The organism is Microbacterium sp. LWS13-1.2, from assembly GCF_040144835.1.
GTDB lineage: Bacteria > Actinomycetota > Actinomycetes > Actinomycetales > Microbacteriaceae > Microbacterium.
In genome coordinates this window covers 2,506,143-2,528,558 of record NZ_CP151632.1, presented here as the reverse complement: position 1 = coordinate 2,528,558, position 22,416 = coordinate 2,506,143, and the positions used below count along the sequence as shown (strand labels likewise).

Annotated in this window: 17 protein-coding genes; 9 read left to right on the top strand and 8 right to left on the bottom strand. The window is 69.6% G+C overall.

Annotated elements, in window-relative coordinates:
* Positions 1-140 precede the first annotated feature (140 nt).
* Complete coding sequence (locus MRBLWS13_RS11880; RefSeq protein WP_349425582.1) at positions 141-1,268, top strand: AI-2E family transporter; 1,128 nt, start codon at positions 141-143, stop codon at positions 1,266-1,268.
* A gap of 239 nt (positions 1,269-1,507) precedes the next feature.
* Here the strand turns inward: MRBLWS13_RS11880 and MRBLWS13_RS11875 are convergent, their stop codons facing one another.
* Positions 1,508-2,374: a DUF559 domain-containing protein gene (locus MRBLWS13_RS11875; RefSeq protein WP_349425581.1), complete on the bottom strand. Its 867-nt coding sequence runs from the start codon at positions 2,372-2,374 to the stop codon at positions 1,508-1,510.
* A gap of 500 nt (positions 2,375-2,874) precedes the next feature.
* Positions 2,875-4,374, bottom strand: coding sequence for a cardiolipin synthase (cls, locus tag MRBLWS13_RS11870; RefSeq protein ID WP_349425580.1), 1,500 nt, complete (start codon positions 4,372-4,374; stop codon positions 2,875-2,877).
* A 93-nt stretch (positions 4,375-4,467) separates the two neighbouring features.
* Here cls and MRBLWS13_RS11865 point away from each other — a divergent pair, with 93 nt between their 5' ends.
* Positions 4,468-6,102: a SulP family inorganic anion transporter gene (locus MRBLWS13_RS11865; protein WP_349425579.1), complete on the top strand. Its 1,635-nt coding sequence runs from the start codon at positions 4,468-4,470 to the stop codon at positions 6,100-6,102.
* Between the two features lie 64 nt (positions 6,103-6,166).
* Here MRBLWS13_RS11865 and MRBLWS13_RS11860 read toward each other — a convergent pair whose 3' ends face one another.
* The gene (locus MRBLWS13_RS11860) at positions 6,167-8,503 is read right to left on the bottom strand and encodes an arylsulfatase (RefSeq protein WP_349425578.1); all 2,337 of its coding nucleotides are present in this window, start codon (positions 8,501-8,503) and stop codon (positions 6,167-6,169) included.
* Positions 8,504-8,642: 139 nt separating this feature from the next.
* Between MRBLWS13_RS11860 and MRBLWS13_RS11855 the strand changes: the two genes are divergently transcribed.
* Entirely contained in the window at positions 8,643-9,575 is a 933-nt protein-coding gene (locus tag MRBLWS13_RS11855) for an HAD family hydrolase (protein ID WP_349425577.1), read from the top strand.
* Between the two features lie 166 nt (positions 9,576-9,741).
* Here the strand turns inward: MRBLWS13_RS11855 and MRBLWS13_RS11850 are convergent, their stop codons facing one another.
* From MRBLWS13_RS11850 to MRBLWS13_RS11835, 4 genes are all read right to left on the bottom strand, one after another.
* The gene (locus MRBLWS13_RS11850; protein WP_349429045.1) at positions 9,742-10,605 is read right to left on the bottom strand and encodes a formylglycine-generating enzyme family protein; all 864 of its coding nucleotides are present in this window, start codon (positions 10,603-10,605) and stop codon (positions 9,742-9,744) included.
* A gap of 113 nt (positions 10,606-10,718) precedes the next feature.
* Positions 10,719-11,390, bottom strand: coding sequence for a GAP family protein (locus MRBLWS13_RS11845; protein ID WP_349425576.1), 672 nt, complete (start codon positions 11,388-11,390; stop codon positions 10,719-10,721).
* Between the two features lie 63 nt (positions 11,391-11,453).
* Positions 11,454-12,290 (bottom strand): LLM class F420-dependent oxidoreductase, encoded by an 837-nt coding sequence (locus tag MRBLWS13_RS11840; RefSeq protein WP_349425575.1) that lies wholly within the window; start codon positions 12,288-12,290, stop codon positions 11,454-11,456.
* A gap of 13 nt (positions 12,291-12,303) precedes the next feature.
* A complete protein-coding gene (locus tag MRBLWS13_RS11835; RefSeq protein ID WP_349425574.1) occupies positions 12,304-12,921 on the bottom strand; it encodes a hypothetical protein in 618 nt (205 codons plus the stop codon).
* 125 nt (positions 12,922-13,046) lie between these two features.
* Between MRBLWS13_RS11835 and MRBLWS13_RS11830 the strand changes: the two genes are divergently transcribed.
* The 3 genes from MRBLWS13_RS11830 to MRBLWS13_RS11820 all read left to right on the top strand — a co-directional run bounded on the left by MRBLWS13_RS11830 (position 13,047) and on the right by MRBLWS13_RS11820 (position 16,899).
* Positions 13,047-14,258 carry a glycosyltransferase gene (locus tag MRBLWS13_RS11830; RefSeq protein WP_349425573.1) on the top strand — a complete coding sequence of 404 codons (1,212 nt, stop codon included), beginning with the start codon at positions 13,047-13,049 and terminating at the stop codon, positions 14,256-14,258.
* Positions 14,259-14,263: 5 nt separating this feature from the next.
* On the top strand, positions 14,264-15,667 hold the full coding sequence (locus tag MRBLWS13_RS11825; RefSeq protein WP_349425572.1) for a glycosyltransferase family 4 protein: 1,404 nt from the start codon (positions 14,264-14,266) through the stop codon (positions 15,665-15,667).
* Positions 15,668-15,876: 209 nt separating this feature from the next.
* Positions 15,877-16,899, top strand: coding sequence for a helix-turn-helix domain-containing protein (locus tag MRBLWS13_RS11820; RefSeq protein ID WP_349425571.1), 1,023 nt, complete (start codon positions 15,877-15,879; stop codon positions 16,897-16,899).
* 37 nt (positions 16,900-16,936) lie between these two features.
* Here MRBLWS13_RS11820 and MRBLWS13_RS11815 read toward each other — a convergent pair whose 3' ends face one another.
* Complete coding sequence (locus MRBLWS13_RS11815; RefSeq protein WP_349425570.1) at positions 16,937-17,350, bottom strand: hypothetical protein; 414 nt, start codon at positions 17,348-17,350, stop codon at positions 16,937-16,939.
* 162 nt (positions 17,351-17,512) lie between these two features.
* Here MRBLWS13_RS11815 and MRBLWS13_RS11810 point away from each other — a divergent pair, with 162 nt between their 5' ends.
* The 3 genes from MRBLWS13_RS11810 (at position 17,513) to MRBLWS13_RS11800 (ending at position 22,359) form a co-directional block, all read left to right on the top strand.
* Complete coding sequence (locus tag MRBLWS13_RS11810) at positions 17,513-19,177, top strand: SulP family inorganic anion transporter (protein WP_349425569.1); 1,665 nt, start codon at positions 17,513-17,515, stop codon at positions 19,175-19,177.
* Between the two features lie 84 nt (positions 19,178-19,261).
* Complete coding sequence (locus MRBLWS13_RS11805) at positions 19,262-21,469, top strand: AAA family ATPase (RefSeq protein WP_349425568.1); 2,208 nt, start codon at positions 19,262-19,264, stop codon at positions 21,467-21,469.
* Between the two features lie 47 nt (positions 21,470-21,516).
* A complete protein-coding gene (locus MRBLWS13_RS11800; protein WP_349425567.1) occupies positions 21,517-22,359 on the top strand; it encodes a UbiA family prenyltransferase in 843 nt (280 codons plus the stop codon).
* The last annotated feature ends 57 nt before the right edge of the window (positions 22,360-22,416 follow it).

Here is a 22,416-nt window from a genome sequence, read left to right as displayed (position 1 = left end):
GACGGGGTCGACCCGTCGCTGTGCAGTTGTGGCCGCCGCGTCCCTCGCGGCTGCCCTGGTCGGAGACTACCGCCAAACACGCCGGACCGGGATGACCGATTTTCGAAGCTTTCCTGACCGCTTAGCGGCATCATGGCCCCATGACCGATGAACCTGAGGGCTCCGATGCCGACGTGGTGCCTGCGGTCGTCGCAGAGCGCCCCCGGCGCTTCTCCAACGTGATGGCGGCGCTCGATCATCCGCTCGCAACGGGTTTCCTCGTGACGATCGGCGTGCTGGCGGCACTCGTGCTCGGGTCGGCGATCGGCTCGATCTCGACGATCCTCGTCTACATCGTGCTGGCGATGTTCCTCGCACTCGGGCTCGACCCGATCGTGCGGATGCTCGAGCGGCACAAGGTCAAGCGCGGCGCGGGCATCGCCATCGTGTTCTGCGGATTCGCCCTCGTGGCGGTCGCGTTCTTCGTCTTCGTGCTCCCGCCCGTCATCGCGCAGATCGTGCAGCTGGTCGCGGCCATCCCCGAGGGCGTCGAGAACATCCCGCAGTCTGACTGGTTCGCGCAGCTCACTCCCGACGCACAGACCGCGATGCTCACGGGTCTGGGCCAGCTCGCCGACTGGATCTCAGCCCCGTCGACCATCGCGATGCTCGGCGGGGGAGTGCTGGCCGTCGGTGTCGGCTTCGTGGCGGGGATCTCGGCGAGCTTCATCGTGATCGCCCTGACCCTCTACTTCCTCGCGTCGCTCTCCGCGGCCAAGCGCGCGCTCTACGACCTGGCACCGGCGCACAGCCGCGTCCGCCTGGCGGACCTCACGGAGCGCATCACCGGCTCCGTGGGCAGCGCGCTGATCGGCTCGGTGACCCTCTCGTCACTCAACGCCGCGGCCGTCTTCATCCTGCATGTGGTGATCGGGCTGCCCTTTCCGGCGCTGATGGCGGTGATCGCGTTCGTGATCACCCTCATCCCGCTCTTCGGCTCGGTGATCTTCTGGATCTTCGCCTCGATCATCGCTCTGTTCTCGAGCCCCACCCAGGCCATCATCTTCTTCATCGCGTACCTGATCTACATCCAGCTCGAGTCGTACGTCATCAGCCCCCGCGTCATGAACAAGGCGATCGCGATCCCCGCCGCCCTGGTGCTGATCGGCGCCCTGGCCGGCGGGGCGCTGGCGGGCGTCGTCGGCGTGCTGGTGGCGCTGCCCGTCATGGCATCGATCCTGCTGATCATCCGCGAGGTCGTCGTCCCCCGCCAGAACCTCAAGGTCTGACCCGCCGCAGGGGACGGATGCCGCGGCCCGCGGCATCCGTGCCCTTCGGGGTATCTCCGGTTCCTCAACTGAGGATGTGCGCCGAAATGAGGGTGCTGTGGCGTTGTTCATTCCTCACCTCGGCTCGGATCCTCAATTGAGGACCGCGAGAACCGACTTCTGCGGGCGAAGCCGCGTATGTTCCTCCGGCGGCGGCGGCGGCGGCGGCGGGCGGCGGCCCGGCTCGAGCTCTGTGGCGCTCAGCGAGCGAGGTGCAGACCCTGCGCGACCGCGTTCATCACCAGCTGCTGCACGCCGGGCCAGTCGTCCATGACCTGGCGATAGCCAACCCTGATGACGTGATAGCCACGGAGGATGAGCTCGGCGTCGTGACGGTTGTCTGAATCACGCTGCGCGCCCACATGGTGGCCGCCGTCGATCTGAAGCACGAGCCGCTGTCCGAGAAGGAAGTCGACGCGATGGCCGTGCAGCCATGCCTGCGGCACGATCCGCACTCGCAGCCAACGAAGTCGGCGCGGCACGATCGTTTCGAGCCCGGAGTCGGCGAACGGAGTGGATTCGCTGAGCAGGTCGCGCGCGATCCGCGGCAGCTTCAGCCGCCCTATCACCTCCCGATCGGCGAGGCCGGTGCGGAACGCCGACTCCCACGTGGCGAGTGCGTATTCGAAAGGCCGGCACAATGCGATCGAGATGAGCGTGTTCTCGATGCCGTCCTCGAGGGTGTGCGGTGGCCGTGGCACGACCGGTGTGAACCAATGCACCGTCGCCTTCGGATTGTCCGCGTCGTCCTGTTCGATTCGAACCCCACCCGAGCACGGCGGCGCCGCAACGTGAGGCTTCGTGAAGTCTCCATGGACCCACAGCCCGAGCCGCTCCGCACGCGTGACGCAGCTGAGTGCAACCCCTGCGCGGGCGGCGGCGACCAGGAGTGGGTCGGCATCGGGCAGAGCGAGCCAGGATCGTCGGATGCGCACGAGCGCACCGCTCGCGACGGCATCCTTGAGTTCGCGTTTGCTCGTCTGCCGGCCGAGAAGCAGGGACTGGCGAGCGATGCCGTCATGTTCTCGCAGCGTGGTCAGCCATGCCGGGTCGATGGTCGTCTGCACGATTCGAGCCTCGCGCGCGAGCAGGATCGCAGGCGGTGCTCCAGGCCGGTTCTGGTGACAGACCGTGTCGGGCAGCGACTGTGGAGGAGGCGTTGGCGCTGGCCATGGCATCCCTCTCGCCGCAGCATGGATCGCCGGAATGAGGCGCTGCTCTCGGTCCCGTCCGACGGCATCACCACTTGGGTCCTCAGTTGAGGATCAGCGCCGGAATGCGGGCCGACACCCGCATTCTGTTCCTCAACTCGGCTCAGTTCCTCAAATGAGGGGCACAGCCCACGGCGTGGACCGCCCGCGCGCGACCGGATGGATCGCGCTCGAGCTCGACGCCGCCGCTTGTCGCCAGCGTGCCTCGACTGAGGATCAGCGCCGGAATGCGGGCCGACACCCGCATTCTGCTCCTCAACTCGGCTCAGTTCCTCAAATGAGGGGTCCTGGACGGATGCCGCGGCCCACGGCATCCGTGATTCTCGGCACGCCGCGGCCTGAGCGGGAGCGGCGGGTCAGTTGAGCGCGGAGGTGAGGCGCATCAGGCCGTCGAGGAACGTGGCCTTCGCGGGCTCGCGCCGCCACTCCTCCAGCGTGAGCTCCCGCCCGGCGTCGCGGTAGCCCTGCTCGACCTCGCGCATGCCGGCGACGAACGACTCGCCGCGCACCAGCAGCGAGACCTCGCTGTTGAGGCTGAACGAGCGGATGTCCATGTTGCTCGAGCCGATCACGGCGATGTCGTCGTCGATCGAGAAGTGCTTCGAGTGCAGGATGAACGGTGCCGGGTAGAGGAAGATCCGCACACCGGCTTCGAGGAGGGCGGTGTAGTACGACCGCTGCGCGTGCCACACCATGAACTGGTCGCCGATCTCGGAGACGAACAGCTGCACTTCGATGCCGCGCTGGCAGGCCGTCGTGATGGCATAGACCATCGCCTCGTCGGGCACGAAGTACGGGCTCGTCAGGATGACCTTCTCGGTCGCGCCGTAGATGAGCGACAGGAAGAGGCGCAGGTTGTTCTCGGTGTCGTATCCCGGCCCGCTCGGCACGACCTGGCACAGCAGGCCGTCGCCGGCGGTCGCCGGCTCGCCACCGGCGCCGCGCGCCGCCTCGATGGCGGCGGGGGAGAGATGCTCGGTCGCCGACAGATCCTCGCCCGTCTCGATGAGCCAGTCCGAAAGGAACACGGCGTTGACCGAGGAGACCACCGGGCCGGTCAGGCGGGTCATGAGCTCCTGCCACTTCAGCCCGCGCTTGATGTTCTTCTCGGAGTCGTAGTCGCGCGAGATCAGGTTCTGTGATCCCATGAACGCCACACGCCCGTCGACGACCACGATCTTGCGGTGGTTGCGCAGGTCGGGGCGCTGGTATTTGCCCTGGAACGGCATCACCGGCAGCATCCACGCCCACTTCACGCCGATGCGGTCCAGTTCCGCCAGCGTCGCCTTGCAGTTGCCGAGCCTGCGGGTCGACACGTAGTCGGCGAGCAGGCGCACGGTGACGCCCCGCGCCACCGCGCGTTCCATGGCGGCGAAGAAGCCGCGCGTCGTGTCGTCCCACGCGACGATGAAGAACTCGACGTGCACGAAGGTCTCCGCCGTGTCGATCTCGGCCGCCATCGCGTCGATCGAGGCCTGGTAGTCGCCGAAGAGCGAGGCGTCGTTGCCCCCTGACGCGGGCAGGGCGGTGAGGGTCTCGTTCTGCTGCACGACGCGCTGGAACCACCGCGGCCAGTCGGCCTCGATCTGCTGCAGCCCGTTCGCGTCCACCCTGTCGCGGATGATCCCGTCGATCCGCGCCTGCTCGGCACGCCGCTTCGCCGGCAGGCGCACGCTGCCGATCACGAGGTACAGCACCACGCCGATCCCGGGCAGGATCACGATCAGCAGGATCCAGGCCATCGCCGCCGTGGGTTTGCGGCCGCGGGGGATCACGATGAGCGCGGTGATGACGATCGCGGCATGCACGAGGACGGCGAGGGACCAGGACAGATTGGCGAGGAAGGTGGAGTCCACGTCCGTAGTGTGGCACCCTTCCGACGCCGGACACAGCAACGGGACACCGCGCCGGGGCGTCGGCCGGCCCCGGTCGCTGGGTAGATTCGGCTCATGACGACGACCGCGCCCGCCCCGCGTCCGCGCCGGGTGCTGCCGACCCTGGCGAGCTACCGCCGCGAGTGGCTCGTGCCCGACACCGTCGGTGGCCTCTCGGCGGGCGCCGTCGTCGTTCCCCAGGCGATGGCCTACGCGACGATCGCGAACCTCCCCGTCGAGATCGGCCTCTACACCTGCATCGTGCCGATGCTCGTCTACGCACTCCTCGGTGGCAGTCGCGCGATGAGCGTGTCGACCACCTCGACGATCGCGACTCTCACGGCCACCACCCTCGTGTCGGCAGGGGTCGCGGCCGCGGCGGACGATCCGCACGACGCCGTCGGGGCGCTGATGATGCTGACTCTCCTGGTCGGGGCGATCCTCCTGCTCGCACGCCTCCTCACACTCGGCTCGCTCGTCGAGAACATCAGCGGCGCGACCCTGCTCGGCATGAAGATCGGCGTCGGCGCGACCGTCGCCGTCGGCCAGCTGCCGAAGCTGCTGGGCGAGACCTACGATTTCTCCGGCCACGGGTTCCTCCGCTCGCTCGCTGCCGTCGGACAGGCGTTCGGCAGCGTGAACTGGCCGACCATCGCGCTGTCGGCCGGGTCGATCGCGACACTCCTCCTGCTCGCGCGGTTCGCGCCGAAGGTGCCGGGTGCGCTGATCGTCGTCGGGGCCGGCATCCTTCTCGTCGCCTTCGCCGGGCTCGAGGAGGCGGGCGTCGACCTCATCGCGCCGGTTCCCTCCGGCCTGCCCCTCCCAGGCCTCCCGGAGCTGTCGACGCTGCCGGCACTGGTGCCGGGGGCGCTCGCGATCGCCGTGATGGCCTTCCTCGAGTCGGCGGCCGTGGCCCGCGGCATCCGTCGTACCACCGAGCCCCAGATCGACAGCAACCAGGAGCTCATGGCGACCGGCGCCGCCAACGTCGCCGGCGCGTTCTTCTCCACGATGCCGGCGGCCGGCGGGTTCTCGCAGAGCGCCGTCAACCAGAGCGCCGGCGCCAAGACGCAGGTGTCGACTCTCGTCACGGTGGCGCTGGCGGTGCTGGTCGCGCTGTTCCTCGGCCCTGTGCTGAGTCTGCTGCCCCAGGCGACGCTGGCCGCCATGGTGTTCGTTGCGGTGATCGGTCTCATCGACATCCCGGAGCTCGTCCGCTGGGCGCGGATCAGCCCGACCGACTTCTGGATCGCCGTCGTCGTCGCCCTCATCGGGCTGTCGGCCGGTCTGCTCGCCGCCGTGGGTGTCGGGGTCGTCGTGACGCTCGTGCTGGTGCTCCGCGAGCTCAATATCCCGAAGCTCGAGGTGGACGAGCGGCGGGGCGACGCCATCGCGGTGCACCTCCTGCGGGCCCTGTACACCGCCAACGCGCTCGAGAACGAGCAGGCGATCATCCGGCTCGCGACCGACGAGCAGGCGACTGCGGTCGTGCTCGACCTCGAGCGTCAGGACGTCGTGACGATGACGGTCCTCGACATGCTCGCCGACCTCGACCGGGAGCTCGCCGGCCGGGATGTCGTGCTCCACCTCGCGGCGCTCCCCGACTCGGCGGCGAGCGTCGCTGGCAAGGACTCCTGGTACGCCGGCCTTCGCGATGCGGGGCGCGCACACGACACCGTCGAGGAAGGGCTGACGGCGGCAGCCGCCTGAAGCACCCGGGAACGAAGAACGGGACGGATGCCTCGGCCGAGGCATCCGTCCCGTTCGTCGTGATTCAGTCCCGCGACATCGCGGCGGCCAGATGCGCCTCGAGGTCGATGTACGCGTCGTCGGCGATGTCGAAGACGACCTTCTCGATCTCGCCGCCGGTGAAGTCGAACCCGTAGCCGTACAGCGACGACACCGGGTCGGCGCTGTCCCGACCGATCGTGAGGCCCTCACCGCACAGCGAGAAGTGACCCAGGACCGTCCGGATCTCCTGCTCGGCGACGAGCTGGTCGTCGATGTACAGCTTGAGCGGCCCGATGCCCTCGCGGTACTCGCCCATGCGCTCCTTCGTGAACTCGACCCCGATGACGTGCTTGCCCGCGGTGGGGACGGGCGCCTGGATGCGGTCCTCGGGCGGAATGCCGAGGAAGTTGTACGCGTACGTGATGGTGCCGTCCTTGACGAACAGAGCGTGCCCGCCGAACCGGGAACCGTGCGCGAAGATCACGCCCTCGGTGTCCGGGGTGAGGTCGACGGCCGCCGCGATCTTGTACGACACGTTGTGGACGTTGGCCGCGGAGCGCTCCGGCACCTCGGAGGTCCCCGGGTAGTAGACGAACTGCCCGCTCGGGGGCGCCGGCTGATGGAACTCCATGCCGACGAACGTCTCGAAGTCCTTCGCGTTGCCGATGATCTGCAGGTCGTTCAGCGGCAGCACGTCGTTGGCTTTCGCCTCCTCGAGCCACAGCGCCTTGAGCTCTTCCAGCTTCTCGGGATGCTCGGCGGCGAGGTCGTGCGCCTCCGCGCGGTCGACGTCGGTGTGGAACAGCTGCCACACGTCGTCCTCGAACCTCGCCATACCGGCCATCGGCCCGTGCTCGGCCACGGCTTTCCAGCCCTCGTGCCAGATGCCGCGGCTGCCGAGCATCTCGTAGTACTGGGTCTTCTTGTTGGTCGGCCCGTCGGCGTCGAACGAGTAGCGCATCGAGACGCCGGGCAGCGGCGTCTGCGCGACGCCGTTGTACTCGGCCGGCATCTCCACGCCGCAGACCTCGAGGATCGTCGGGACGATGTCGGTGCAGTGGTGGTACTGCGAGCGCACCTCGCCCTTGGCGGCGATTCCCGCCGGCCAGTGGATGACCAGCGGATCGCAGACGCCGCCCTGATACGAATACCGCTTGAACATCCGATACGGGGTCGAGAACGCCATCGCCCAGCCGGTGGGGTAGTGGTTGTAGGTGTCGGGGCTGCCGAGCTTGTCGACCAGACGCAGGTTGTCCTCCAGCGAGTCGGGATAGCCGCCGAAGACCTTGCCCTCGTTGACCGAGCCGTTGGGGCTGCCCTCGCCCGAGGCGCCGTTGTCGGCGCAGTAGAGGATGAGCGTGTTGTCGAGCTGGCCGGACTCCTCGAGGTAGTCGACGATCCGTCCGACCTGGGCGTCGGTGTACTCCGAGAACCCGGCGAAGACCTCGGCCATGCGGCAGAACATCGCCTTCTCCTCGTCGTTCAACTCGGCCCACGGCCGCACGAGGTCGGTCTGGGTGAACGTGCCGTCGGGCATCGGGTTCATCTGGGTGAGGTCGGTGCCCTCGGGCAGGATGCCGCGCTCGATCATGCGCGGCAGCACCCACTCGCGGTAGGCCTCGTAGCCGTCGTCGAACTTGCCCTTGTACTTGTCGATGTACTCCTGCGGCGCGTGGTGCGGTGCGTGGTTGGCCCCAGGGCAGAACCACAGGTACCAGGGCTTGTCGGGCTCGGTCTGCTTCACGTCGCGGATCATCTTCAGCGCCTGGTCGGCGAGGTCCTTCGACAGGTGGTAGCCGTCCTCCGGCAGGTACGGCTGGTCGATGTAGTGGTTGTCCTCGGCGAGCGAGGGGAACCAGTTGTTGGTCTCGCCGCCGATGAAGCCGTAGAAGCGGTCGTAGCCCTGCGCGAGGGGCCAGTTCTTCTTGGAAGCGCCCGCGGTCCACTCGTCGATGGGCACGTTGTGGTTCTTGCCGACCCAGAACGTGGCCCAGCCGGCATCCCGCAGCACATTCGCCATCGTCGCGTTCGTCGGCGGGATGTGCGAGTTGTAGCCCGGGAAGCCGGTGGACGACTCCGAGATCGTCGCGAAGCCGTTCTGGTGGTGGTTCCGGCCCGTCAGGAAGGTCGAGCGCGTCGGGGAGCACAGCGCCGTGGTGTGCCACTGCGAGTACGTGAGGCCGTTGTCGGCGAGCCGTTCCATGGTCGGCATGTTGATCCGGCCGCCGTAGGGCGACCAGGCGGCGGTTCCGGTGTCGTCGTAGAGCACCACGAGGACGTTCGGAGCGCCCTGCGGCGCCTTCTCGGACAGGAACGCCGGCCAGTCGGCCGTGGAGTCCCTGACATCGAGCTCGATCTTTCCCTGGAAGTCACGGGGCACAGGGGTCTCCTTCGTTCTCGCATCGAAAAGGGCCTCCCGGGGGCCCTTACCAGCGACACTATGCGCCCTCCGCCGAGTGAGGAAGGGCGACACGGGCGCCGGCATGGCGTCCCCTGAGAACGTCGCTAGAGTCGCGTGCATGACCGACCAGCTGCCGTCCTGGCGCGATACGGCGAGCCGCGCCGCGATCCTCGACTTCGTCGCCGCCGTCACCGCCGAAGGCGGCCCCGACTTCGTTCCCGCGGATGCCCGCGTCGCGGTGTTCGACAACGACGGGACGCTCTGGACCGAGAAGCCCATGCCGACACAGCTCCACTACCTGCTGGAGCAGTGGAAGGCGGCGGCCGCCGCCGATCCGGCACTCGCCGACCGGCAGCCCTATCGTGCCGCCGTGTCGGGCGATCTGGCCTGGCTCGGGGCGGCCATCGACAAGCACTACAGCGGCGACGACTCCGACCTGGGCGCCCTCATCGCCGCCGTCGCGGAGTCGAGTGCCGGTGCCAGCGTCGAGGACCACGAGGCCTCCGTCGCCGCCTTCTATCGCGATGCGCGCCACCTCTCGCTCGGCAGCTCGTACGCCCACACCGTCTACCAGCCGATGGTGGAGCTCATCCGGTTCCTCGAGGCGAACGGCTTCGGCGTCTACATCGTGTCGGGCGGCGACCGCGACTTCATGCGCCCGATGACACAGGACTACTACGGCATCCCGGCGGAGCGCGTGGTCGGCACCGGGATGGGCCTCGAGTACGACGGGGACGACAATGTGGTCCGGTACACGCCGAAGCTCGCGTTCTTCGACGACGGCCCCGAGAAGCCGGTCCGCATCTGGATGCGCGTCGGCCGGCGACCGATCCTCGCCGCGGGCAACTCGAACGGCGACATCCCGATGCTGCGGTTCGCACAGGGCAGTCCCCGCAGTCTGAGCGTGCTGATCCACCACGACGACGACACCGGCCGCGGCGATGCGCCGTACGACAAGGGCGCGGAGCAGGCGCTGGAGGCCGCATCCGCCCATGGGTTCACGGTCGTCAGCGTGCGCGACGACTGGTCGCAGGTGTTCCCCAGCGCGTAACGCGTTTCGTCTCGCTCGTTCCTCGCTCGCTCAACGACCGTGAGTCCCGGTCGTTCCTCGCTCGCTCAACGACCGTGAGTCCCGGTCGTTCCTCGCTCGCTCAACGACCGTGATCCTCGATCGCCGACGATCCGACTCCCCGCGACGAGGACCTCGTAGCGCAGAGTCAGGCGTCGCTGGCGCAGCGGAACCCGATGTGCGACATGCCGGTGTCCTCCGCCTGGGGCGAGCGCGCGGCGGGCCGGAAGCGCAGGCAGTACTCCGGCGAGCACAGGTGCGATCCGCCCTTGAGCACACGCCGCGGGATGGACGGGAAACCCTCCTGGGCGCTCGCCGCGGCGAGCAGGTTCGCGCGCTTGCCCGCGTCGACGGGCTTGTCCGACAGGCGCAGGTGCCGCGGGGTGTAGTAGTCGGTGGTCCACTCCCACACGTTGCCGGTCATGTCGTAGAGCCCGTAGCCGTTCGGCGGGTACGAGCCGACCGGCGCGGCGTCGCCCACGCCCTGGTTGTCGTACGGGAAGCGCCCGAGCCACGAGTTCGCCTGCGCCACGCCCTCGGGGTAGGGCTCGTCGCCCCACGCGAAGCGGCGGCCGTCGAGCCCGCCGCGGGCGGCGTACTCGTGCTCGGCCTCGGTCGGCAGACGCAGCCCCGCCCACTCGGCGTAGGCCGCGGCGTCTTCGAAGGCGATGTGGACGACCGGATGCCGCAGCCTGTCGTCGACGGACGACTCGGGTCCGAACGGCCGACGCCAGCAGGCGCCGGCCTCCCACCGCCACCAGTTGCGCCAGTCGCGCAGATCGACAGGCCCGGGCGTCGGGGTGAACACCATCGCCCCGGGCGAGAGCGAGGTGACATCGGCGCCCGGGAAGTTCGCGGGGTCGAGCTCGCGCTCGGCGACGGTGACGTAGCCGGTGTCGTCGACGAAGGCGGCGTACTGGGCGTTGGTGACCGCGTACCGGTCGATCCGGAAGGCCGCGACCGCACGATCGTGCACCGGCTGCTCGTCGGGGTAGAACTCGTCCGACCCCATGCGGAAGACGCCGCCGTCGAGGAGCACCTGGTCGTGGGTCGGCGAAGTCACGGATCCACCGTAGCCCGGGCGGGAGCGGCCCGGTCTCGGGTCAGAGGCGCGGTCGCCGCGGATCAGAAACTGCCGACGCCCTTGCCGATGATCGCGACGCCGATGACCAGCAGCAGCACGGCCATGATGACCGCGTTCTCCTTCGCGAGCCAGCCGCGCAGCGCGTCGAGCGGGCCCCGCAGCTTCTCGGCGGCGATGAGATAGCCGACGACGGGCACGAGGACGGTGGATGCCGCGATCACGGTGAAGACCGCGATCACGACCACGATCGAGCCGGCGTCGAGGCCGGCGGCCCCGATGGTCACGCCCGCGCTCGCTGCGAGGAGCAGGTTTTTCGGGTTGACCGCCGACAGCAGGAATCCGAGGCCCAGGGCCTTGGGGAAGGTGATCGTGTCGATCGCCTGCATCCACTTCGGCAGCGCCGGCTCCGCTCCGGCCTTCGGCCGGCCGCGCCACTGCCGCAGTGCGAGGAGCAGCAGCAGGACGCCGAGGACGAGCTGGATGACGCCCTTGATCGGCTGCGATGCGTCCTCGTCCCCCTCGGGGAGCACCGACGACAGCAGGGTGAAGACGGTCACCGCGACCACGATCCCGAGCACCCATCCGAGCAGGAATCCGGTGCCGGTCACCCGCGCCTTCGGGGACAGCAGCATCAGGATGGCCGCGATGATCGGGATCGGGCTGATCGCGACACCGAGGGCGAGCGTGAGGATGTCTCCGATGACGGCGCCCATGGGCGTGGCCTCCTGATGGTCTCGAGCGACGGCGGACGTGGCTACCGTACCGGCCCGCCGCGCTCAGGCGCCGTTGATCCGGTCGCGCCACTCCAGCAGGGGCGCGAGCGGCGAGAGGTCGTAGTCCGGGCCGTCGATCGCCGGGATGATGAGGCGGAAGCCCAGCTCGTACAGGCGGGGTGCGGCATCCGTCTCGAGGAGCGGGCCGAAGCCGCGGATGGTGTAGCCGGTCGACAGCTCGATCTCGGCGGGATCGCGGCCCTCCTGCGCGCACCACTGGTGGAGCACCCCGATCTTGCGCGGCATGTCGTCGAGCCGCGTGAACGTGTGCCAGATGTCGGCATGCTGCGCGACCATCCGCAGCGTCTTGCGCTCGCCCTGACCGCCGATGAGGATCGGGATCCGCCGGGTGGGTGCGGGGTTGAGCCGCTCCCAGCGTGAGCGGATACGCGGCAGGTCGTCGGCGAGGGCGTCCAGGCGTGAGCCGACCGTGCCGAACTCGTAGCCGTACTCGTCGTAGTCGGGCTGCGCCCAGCCCGATCCGGTGCCGAAGATGAGCCGGCCGGTGCCGGTCCCGTGGGCACTGATGTGGTCGACCGTGCGTGCCATGTCGGCCTGCAGGTCGGGGTTTCGGTAGGAGCTGCAGTTGACGAGGGGACCGAACTCGACGCGCTCCGTCTGCTCGGCCATCGCAGCCAGCACCGTCCACGCTTCGAAGTGCTCGGCATCCATCGGCTCGGTGAGCGGGAAGAAGTGATCCCAGTTGAAGATCGCATCGACGCCGAGATCCTCCGCGCGCAGCACCGCGTCGCGGTACGCGGCATACGAGGCGTGCTGCGGCGCCAGCTGCACGCCGATCCGCAGCGGGCGATGGGCGGCGGGATGCCGGGGCTCGGTCATGTCGGAGCCCGCGTCAGCTCTTCGGTTTGATGCGCAGCACCTCGGGCGACTCGCCGACCGACAGGTCGTCGACGATGCGCAGCGTGCGAGCGAGGTCGTCGACGCTGCCGATCACGGTGCCGAAGCGCTCGCGGTCGGAGCACACCGCCGTCACCGTCACGAAGTGCGTGCCCGTGTCCCACGTATACGTCGCGAAGGGCGGGGTGCGCGGGTCGGGCGGCAGCGACAGCTCGAGCTTCTCGCCGACGCCGAGGTACGGGTTGCGGAACGACTCGGTGTCGTCGTACTCCATCGGCATCATCGCCCGCGCGGCGCGCAGGTCGTTCGTCGCCTGCTGCACCTGCGCCATCACGACGACGAGCTCGGCGTCGGCCTTCCAGACCCAGACGAGCACGCGGCCGGCGGCCTTGCGCATCAGGAAGGGTGCCGCCTGGCTCATCGCCCAGGCCGCGACGCCGCTGCCCGGGCGGGGACCCGCGGTCGCTGAGCCCGTCGAAGCGCCCATCGCGCTGCCGGCCTGGCCGAGCAGCATCCGTATCGCCGCCTTGCGGTGACGGCGCCCGCGGAAGCCGAGCGACTCGGTCACGGGAACCCAGAGGTTGGGATCGGCATCGGCCTGCAAACGGGGCATGCGACCAGGGTACGTGCCGGGTCCGGCGCGTTCCTGGAGAGCCTCCGGGAAGCCTCGGGTACAGTGGATCCGCGCGGCGACCCGCCCCCCGCCGCCCGCCCGCCGCACAGACAGGCCCCAACCCCGTGACCGATCCTGCGACGCCCGAAGACACCCCCGCCGCGACCCCTCACCCGTTGAAGATCGTCATCGGCGCCGACACGTTCCTGCCCCACGTGAACGGCGCCGCGCGTTTCGCCGAGCGGCTCGCCGCCGGCCTCGTGGCCCGTGGTCACGAGGTGCACGTGATGGCCCCCAGCAAGACGCACCGCGACCACGGGACGTCCATCGAGGTCATCGAGGGGCAGCCGATGACCATGCACCGTCTGCCGTCGTGGCGCTGGTACCCGCACGACTGGCTCACGTTCGTCATGCCGTTCCGCTCGAAGTACTACGCCCGCCGGGTGCTCGACAAGGTGAAGCCCGACGTGGTGCACAGCCAGTCGCACATCGTGATCGGGCGCGGTCTCACGCGCGAAGCTCGCAAGCGCGGGATCCCGGTCATCGCGACCAATCACGTCATGGCCGAGAACGTACTCGACTTCACCGTGCTCCCCGCCTCGTGGACGCGGTACGCCGTCAAGCTCGCCTGGCAGGATGCCGAGCGCACGTTCAAGATGACCCGCGCCGTCACGACCCCCACACGCAAGGCCGCCGAGTTCCTCGAGCGCACGATCGACATCCAGGGCGTCATCCCGGTCAGCTGCGGCATCGAGGCGTCGAACTACACCGCCGACCTCTCCCCGCGCGACGCGCACCGCCTGGTGTTCGTGGGGCGCCTCACGACCGAGAAGCAGATCGACGTCGTGCTGCGTGCGATCGCGCAGCTCGACCCTGCCCTCGACGTCCGCTTCGACATCGTCGGCAGCGGCGACCAGCGCCGCAACCTCGAGCAGCTCAGCTCGGATCTCGGTCTCACCGACCGCGTGCACTTCCACGGCCACACCACCGACGACGAGCTGCGGTCGTTCCTGACGAATGCGAGCCTCTTCGTGATCGCCTCGATCGCCGAGCTGCAGTCGATCGCGACGATGGAGGCGATGGCGTCGGGTCTGCCGATCGTCGCCGCCGACGCCGTGGCGCTGCCGCACCTCGTACACGACGGCGAGAACGGCTACCTGTTCCGACCGGGCGACGTCGACGATCTGGCCGGCAAGCTGACGACGGTGCTGACCCAGACGCCCGAGGAGCGCGAGCGCATGCAGCGCGCATCGCTCGAGGGCGTCAAGGTGCATGACATGCGCCGCACGCTCGACACGTTCGAGGCGCTGTACCGCGACGAACCGCTGCCCGAGTAGCCGTCGTGCACGTCGTGATGTTCGGCGACCAGCACGTCGAGTCCCTCGGCGGAGCCCAGGTCTCGATGCGGCTGCAGCGGCGCTTCCTCGAGAAGGCCGGGCACACGGTCACGGTCGTGGCGCCGGCGATGCACGGCCCCCGGGCCCGGGCGGGCGCACGACTGCTGAGCGAGCCGGCGACACGAAGCGCCGATCCGTCCTACCTGGATCTGCCGTCGATCCCGATCACGCTGGACCGCGAGTACTCGATGACGTGGCCGGGACGCCGCACCGATCGATGGCTGGATGCCGCACTCCGGCGGCTCATCCGCGAGACCGGGCGCCCTCCGGTCGATGTCGTCCACGTGCAGGCTGACTTCTGGGGCGCGTTCATCGGCCATCGGTTCGCAGCGCGCCACGGCTTCCCGGTGGTGCACACCATGCACAACCGCGTCGACGTCGGAATCGAGGCGACCGCGCCGCTGCCGAAGCTGGTGCTGCGGGTGCTGAACGCGTGGCAGCGCCGGGCCCTCGGCATCGTGGCCGAGGCGAAGCCGGTCGGTCGGGACGGCTGGGCGTACCTGCGCCGGTTCGCCGGCCGCTCGGACGCGGTCACGGCGCCGTCGTCGCACTTCGCGAGACGGCTCGAGGCGCACGGCGCGGTGCCGCAGGGCCGGCGTGGGATACTCCCGCACCTCGACACCGGGCCGGGTGCTTCCGCGCAGGTCGACGTGATCTGGAACGGCATCGACGACGACGTGCTCGATGAGGTGCTCGCCTCGATGGGCTCGATGGGCTCGATGGGCTCGATGGGCTCGATGGGCTCGGCGGGCTCGGCGGGCTCGACGGGCTCGACGGGTTCGGCGGGCGCGCCTGCGGAGCGCGCACCCGGACCGCCGCGGTTCGTCTGGCTCGGCCGCATGAGCCCCGAGAAGCGCCTGCTGCCGTTCCTCGAGGCGCTCGCGGCGTCGGGAGTCGAAGCCGAGGTCGAGGTCATCGGCGGCGGCGGGCAGCAGCGGGCGGCGCGCCGTCTGGTCGAGAAGCTGCGCCCGCGCGCGACGGTGGATTTCGCGGGACGGATGCCGTACGCCCAGACGCTCCGCCGCATCGCCGACGCCGACGCCGTGGTGCAGACCTCGATCGGCTTCGAGACCCAGGGCATGACGATCTTCGAGGCCGCGTCGCTCGGAACCCCGGCCGTGGTGAGCGACCCCGACCTGGCGGCCGAGCTCGGCGCGGGATTCTGGGCGGTCGGCGACGGTGTCACGGCGGACCCGTCGGTCGCCGCGCTCGCCGACGCGCTGCGGGAGACGGCATCCGATATCTCCGCTGGAACGGCGCGTCGGCCCGATCCGTCGGTCCGCGAGCGGTTCCGTCAGTCGTCGCGGACCGCCGCGATGGTCGAGGTCTACGAGCGCATCACCGCCTGAGCCAGGCTCAGGGGAGGCGGGTGCGGTCGGTGGGAATCCGACGGTAGCCGTCGGTGCGAAGGGCGGCGATCGTCGAGGAGAGCGCCACCGCGGACAGTGCTGCGAGAAGAATCACCATGAACATGGCAGAAACGCTACGCTTGCGGAAGAACTGCCACGAGTGGCAGAATAGCCATGCATCGCAGGAAAACTGCCACACGGAGGTTCGCATGCACACGGTCGCCTGCATCGTCACGGACGGCTTCGCGCCGTTCGAGTTCGGGGTCGCCTGCGAGGCCTTCGGCCTCGATCGCTCGGACGACGGCATCCCGAGCTTCGACTTCCGCGTCGTCACGCCCGATCCCGGGGTCGTGGAGTCGAAGATGGGCTTCTCCATCAACGTCCACGAGGACCTGTCGTTCGCCTACGAGGCGGACCTCGTCGTCGTGTCGCCCGTTCCACACCAGTACTGGGGCCGCGTCGACGAGCGCGTGCTCGACGTGATCCGCGCGGCGGTCGCCCGCGGCGCGTGGGTGCTCAGCGTCTGCAGCGGGTCGTTCGTAGTCGCTGCCTCAGGGGTGCTCGACGGGCGCCGCGCCACCACCCACTGGATGTACGCGAAGAGGATGAAGGAGATGTACCCGTCCATCGACGTGGACCCCGACGTGCTCTACGTGCAGGACGGCCGCATCATCACGAGCGCCGGCACGGCAGCCGGCCTCGACGCGTGCCTGCACCTGCTGCGCCAGGAGCTCGGCGCCGAGCTGACGAACATCATCGCCCGTCGCATGGTGGTGCCGCCGCAGCGCGACGGCGGACAGGCGCAGTTCATCGCCAACCCGCTGCCGGCCACCACCTCCCTCTCGCTCGCGCCGGTGACCGATTGGATGCTCGACAACCTGCGTCTCGAGCTCACCGTCGACCAGCTCGCCGCGAAGGCGCACATGTCGCCGCGCACGTTCGCCCGCCGCTTCAAGGCCGACCACGGCGCGACGCCGGCCGCGTGGCTCGCCCGCCAGCGCATCATCCACGCCCAGCGCCTTCTCGAGAAGACGGACCTGGGACTCGACCGCATCGCCTACGAGAGCGGGTTCGGCTCGGCGGCCGTGCTGCGGCAGAACTTCGCCCGCGTGCTCGGCACCACGCCGACCGCGTATCGCTCGCGGTTCGCGTGCAACGACGACCACATGGCGGATGCCCCGGCCTCCGCCGAAGCGGTGGCCGAGGCATCCGTGCTCGAATCCGTCGCGTGAGGTACGCGGTGCCCTCGGGCTCCGCTCGGTCACGCCACTACCCGCGGCGTGCGTCGATCTCGCGGCCGTGGACGGTGAGCGCGTAGATCACGATCACGTCGAGTGCGAGCACCGCGAGCGACAGCCACGGCTGCGCGGCGATGAGCGAGAGCTGGCCGATCGCGTTGATCGCGACCAGCACGATCGCGGTGATGCGCGCCCACTTCGCGCCGCCCAGCAGGGCGATGCCCACGAGGATCAGCAGCACGCCGGCGATGAGGTGCCACCATCCCCAGCCTTGGATGTCGACCGAGAAGAGTCCGGCGTCGCCGACGAAGTAAGCGGTGTCAGGGCCGATGAGAGCCTGAAGGCCGTGGAACGCGTCGATGGCGCCGGTGACGATCAGGACGACGGCGGCGAAGACGCCCCACCCTGCCCACCCGCTCGCGGCTGCGGTGTTGTTGTCGGTCATGTGAAGATCCCTTCGTTCGGCGAGAAACCAGTGCGGTCGAGAGGCCCGAGCCGCACCCCAGGGGTGCTGTGCAGCACTTGGGGCACACACTAGCGAACCTGAGAGAATCCTGAGTGTTTTTCTTTCGCGGTCGACGCGTCCCTCCTTCGTTAGCGTGAGACCGTGGCCTTCCATCCGCGCACCTGGTTCTCGCGCAAGACCCTGCGCAAGGACGCCGTCGCGGGCGTGATCCTCGGCATCGAGGCGGTGCCCGACGGCCTGGCGGCAGGGCTTCTCGCCGGCGTGAACCCGCTGGCCGGGCTGTACGGCTACCTCTTCGGCATGGTGGGCGCCGCGGCGCTCACGAGCAGCGCGTTCATGGCCGTGCAGGCGACCAGTGCGATGGCGCTCGTCGTCTCCGATGCCGAGCTCGGCACGCTCCCGGACCCGGATCGAGGCCTCTTCACGCTCGCGATCCTCACCGGGATCGTGATGGTCATCGCCGGGCTCCTGCGTGGCGGCCGCCTCATCAGCTTCGTGCCCACCGCGGTCATGACCGGATTCGTCACGGCGATCGGCGTGAACATCGTGCTCGGCCAGCTCTCGAACTTCACCGGCTATCAGGCAGAGGGCTCGAATCGGCTGCTCAAGACGATCGACGTGTTCCTGCACATCGGGCAGTGGAGCATCCCGTCGCTCATCGTCGGCGCGATCTCGGTGCTCGTGATCGTCGTGCTCCTGCCCACCCGGGTCGGCAGCATGGGGCTGGTCATCGCCGTGATCCTCGGCTCGGTGTGCGCCGTGCTGCTGAACACATGGGTGAGCGGCACGGTGGTGCTGCTGCGCGACATCGTCGAGGTCCCGCGCGGGCTGCCGGCCCCGGTGCTGCCGAGCATCGCCGACGTCCCGGCGCTGCTGATCCCGGCGCTGTCGCTGACCTTCATCGGCCTCGTCCAGGGGGCCGCCGTGTCCGCCGGCATCCCGACCGCCGACGGCAAGCGCGCCGACGCCAACCGCGACTTCCTCGGACAGGGGCTCGGCAACGTCGTATCGGGCCTGTTCCAGGGGATGCCGGTCGGTGGGTCGATGTCGGGATCGTCGCTGATCGTGCAGGCCGGCGCGAAGACGCGTATGTCGCTGTTCATCGCGGGCGCCGTGATGGCCGTCGTGGTGTTCGTCGCCGCGGATCTGGTGTCGTTCGTCGCGATGCCGGCACTGGCGGGGCTGCTGATGGTGGTGGGGTGGCGTGCGGTCAAGCCGAGTCGCATCTACTCGGTGGCGAAGTCGGGCGCGCTGCCGACGGCGATCATGGGCGTCACGTTCGGGCTGACCCTGATCATCCCGCTCCAGTTCGCGGTGCTGGTCGGCGTCGGACTCGGCGTCATCCTGTACGTCGCGGAGCAGTCCAACAGCGTGCGCGTGCGCGCCGTGCACCTCGCCGACGACGGGCGCATGCGCGAGGGAGATCCACCGGCGGTGGTCCCGCCAGGGGAGGTGCTGGTGCTCCAGCCGTACGGGAGCCTCTTCTTCGCGAGCGCGCCGGTGTTCGAGCGCCAGTTGCCCGATGTCAGCCGCGAGTCGAGCGGCGCGGTGGTGATCGTGCGGCTGCGGGGCACCGATGAGATCGGCCTGTCGCACGTCGAGGTGCTGCGCCGCTTCGCCCATCAGCTGCGCGACGCCGACTCGACACTGAAAGTGGTCGCGAGCGAGGAGCGGGTCATCGCGCACCTGGCGGCCGGAGGACTCACCGCCGACATCGGGGAGGACAACGTCTACCGCGGCTCCGAGTGGGTCGGCGAAGGGCTGCGCCGCGCCTATGCCGACGCGCTGGCGGAGATCCAGGACTGAGGGGACATTGATCCGCACGCCGCAACGCTGGTAAACTTGAGCCTACGCGACTCAACTTTCGCGATCAAGGATTTCAGGAGAGACATGAACGCCACACAACAGCCCGGGCAGGAGGACGCGCAGAGCGCCCTCGAGCAGTTCGGGATCAACCTCACCGACCGTGCCCGCCAGGGCAAGCTCGACCCCGTCATCGGGCGCGACAGCGAGATCCGCCGCGTCAGCCAGGTGCTGACCCGGCGCACCAAGAACAACCCCGTTCTCATCGGCGAGCCCGGCGTCGGCAAGACCGCTGTGGTCGAGGGCCTCGCCCAGCGGATCGTCGCGGGCGACGTCGCCGAGTCCCTCAAGAACAAAGAGCTCGTCACCCTCGACATCTCCGCGCTCGTCGCCGGTGCGATGTACCGCGGCCAGTTCGAGGAGCGCCTGAAGAGCGTGCTCAAGGAGATCGCCGAGTCCGACGGCCGCATCATCACGTTCATCGATGAGCTGCACGTGCTCATGGGCGCCGGAGGCGGCGAGGGGTCGGTCGCGGCATCCAACATGCTCAAGCCCATGCTCGCGCGCGGCGAGCTGCGCCTCATCGGCGCGACCACCCTCAACGAGTACCGCGAGTTCATCGAGAAGGATGCCGCGCTCGAGCGCCGCTTCCAGCAGGTCTACGTCGGCGAGCCCTCGGTCGAGGACACCGTCGCAATCCTGCGCGGGCTCAAGGAGCGGTACGAGGCCCACCACAAGGTCGCCATCGCGGATGCCGCGCTCGTGGCCGCGGCATCCCTCAGCCATCGCTACATCCCGTCGCGGCAGCTCCCCGACAAGGCCATCGACCTCATCGACGAGGCCGCATCGCGGCTGCGCATGGAGATCGATTCGGCGCCGCTCGAGATCGACGAGCTGCGTCGTCACGTCGACCGCCTGAAGCTGGAGGAGCTCGCGCTCAAGAAGGAGAAGGACGACGCGTCGAAGGAGCGCCTCGCGGCGCTGCGCGAGACGCTCGCCACGGAGCAGCAGCGTCTCGGCGAGCTGCAGGGCCGCTGGGAGCGCGAGCGCGCGTCGCTGAACCGCGTCGGCGACCTCAAGACCAAGCTCGACGCCGCCCGCATGGAGGCCGAGCGCGCGCAGCGCGAGGGCAACCTCGAGAAGGCGTCGCGCCTGCTGTACGCCGAGATCCCGGCGCTCGAGCGGCAGCTGGTCGAGGCCGAGCGCGAGGAGCCCGCCGGCGACCGCATGGTCAACGACCAGGTCACCGAAGAGGACATCGCGGCTGTCATCGCGGCGTGGACCGGCATCCCGGTCGGCCGCCTGCTGCAGGGCGAGACCGAGAAGCTGCTGCACCTCGAGGCCGAACTCGGCAAGCGTCTGATCGGGCAGAAGCAGGCGGTCAAGGCGGTCTCGGATGCGGTGCGCCGCTCGCGGGCGGGCATCAGCGACCCCGGCCGCCCGACCGGCTCGTTCCTGTTCCTCGGCCCCACCGGCGTCGGCAAGACCGAGCTGGCCAAGGCGCTCGCCGAGTTCCTGTTCGACGACGAGCACGCCATGGTGCGCATCGACATGTCGGAGTACGGCGAGAAGCACACGGTCTCGCGCCTCGTCGGCGCCCCTCCGGGGTACATCGGCTACGAGCAGGGCGGACAGCTCACCGAGGCCGTGCGTCGGCGCCCGTACTCGGTCGTGCTGCTCGACGAGGTCGAGAAGGCGCACCCCGAGGTGTTCGATGTGCTGCTGCAGGTCATGGACGACGGGCGCCTCACCGACGGGCAGGGGCGCACGGTCGACTTCACGAACGTGATCCTCGTGCTCACCTCGAACCTGGGTTCGCCGATCCTGATCGACCCGACGCTGTCGGCCGAGCAGAAGCGCGACACCGTCATGGCGATCGTGCGGCAGGCCTTCAAGCCCGAGTTCCTCAACCGGCTCGACGACATCGTCATGTTCTCGGCGCTCAGCGAGGACGACCTCGCGCAGATCGTCGAGCTCGCGGTGTTCGCGCTGCAGCGGCGCCTCAAGGACCGCCGCCTGGCGCTCGCGGTCACGCCCGACGCCCGGGCCTGGCTCGCCGAGCGCGGCTACGACCCGGTGTTCGGGGCGCGGCCGCTGCGCCGGCTCATCCAGTCCGAGATCCAGGACCGCCTCGCGATGGCGCTGCTGTCGGGCGGAGTGCGCGACGGCGACGTCGTGCGCGTGGATGTCGCGGCGGACGGCTCGTCGCTTGTGCTCACCAGCGACGGCCCGTCCGTGGCCGAGCGGGCCGCGGACGACGACGACGTGATCGAGGCCGAGCTGCTCGAAGACTGAGCTGCTCGACGACTGAGGTCGGGGACCGGGCCGTGAGAGCATCGAGCGTGCGCACCGTCCGTGCCCTGTGGGGCTCCTCGCATCCCGGGCCGACGCTCGTCGTGACGGCGCTCGCGCTCGCGCTCGGGATCGCGACCGGGCTCGAACTCTGGCGCATCGCGCTCCTGACCGTCGCGGTGTTCGCCGGCCAACTGTCGGTGGGCATCTCGAACGACGCGTTCGACGCGACCCGCGACCGAGAGGTCGGCCGCACCGACAAGCCCGTCGCGCGGGGCGACGTCGCCGTCGGCAGCGCGTGGGCGGCGGCCATCGGCCTGCTCGCGCTGGCGCTGATGCTCTCGGTGCCGCTCGGCTGGCGCATGCTCGCCACGCACGCCCTCGCACTCGGGTCCGCCTGGGCGTACAACGCCGGCCTCAAGTCGACGCCCTGGTCCATCGTCCCCTTCCTGGTGAGCTTCGGGATCTTCCCGTCGCTCGCGACCCTGTCTGCCGCCGACCCCGCTTTCGCGGCCGGCTGGGCGTGGATCGCCGGCGCGGCGCTCGGCGCCGCGGTGCACCTCACCAACGTGCTGCCCGACCTCGACGACGACGCCCGCACCGGCGTGCGCGGGCTGCCGCATCGGCTCGGCCCCCGGGCGTCGGCGGTGGTTGCGGCGCTCGCAGTGGTCGGGGGTGCGATCGCCGTGCTTCTCGGCGCGGCCGGCGGCGACCTCGCTGCTGTGTCCGCTGTGTCCTGGGTGTTCTTCGTGGCGGTCGTCGCCGTCGCGGTCGTCACCGCGTGGCGAGCGATCGCGCGGCCGCCGACCCGCACCCTGTTCCGCCTGGTGATGCTCGCGGCGCTCCTCCTCGCCGTCCAGCTCGTCGCCTCGGGCAGTGCGCTCGCCGGCTGACGTGCGGTCCCTTCGAGGTTTGGGGCGCAGCCGGTCCGTTCGGGGCGCGTGCGGTGC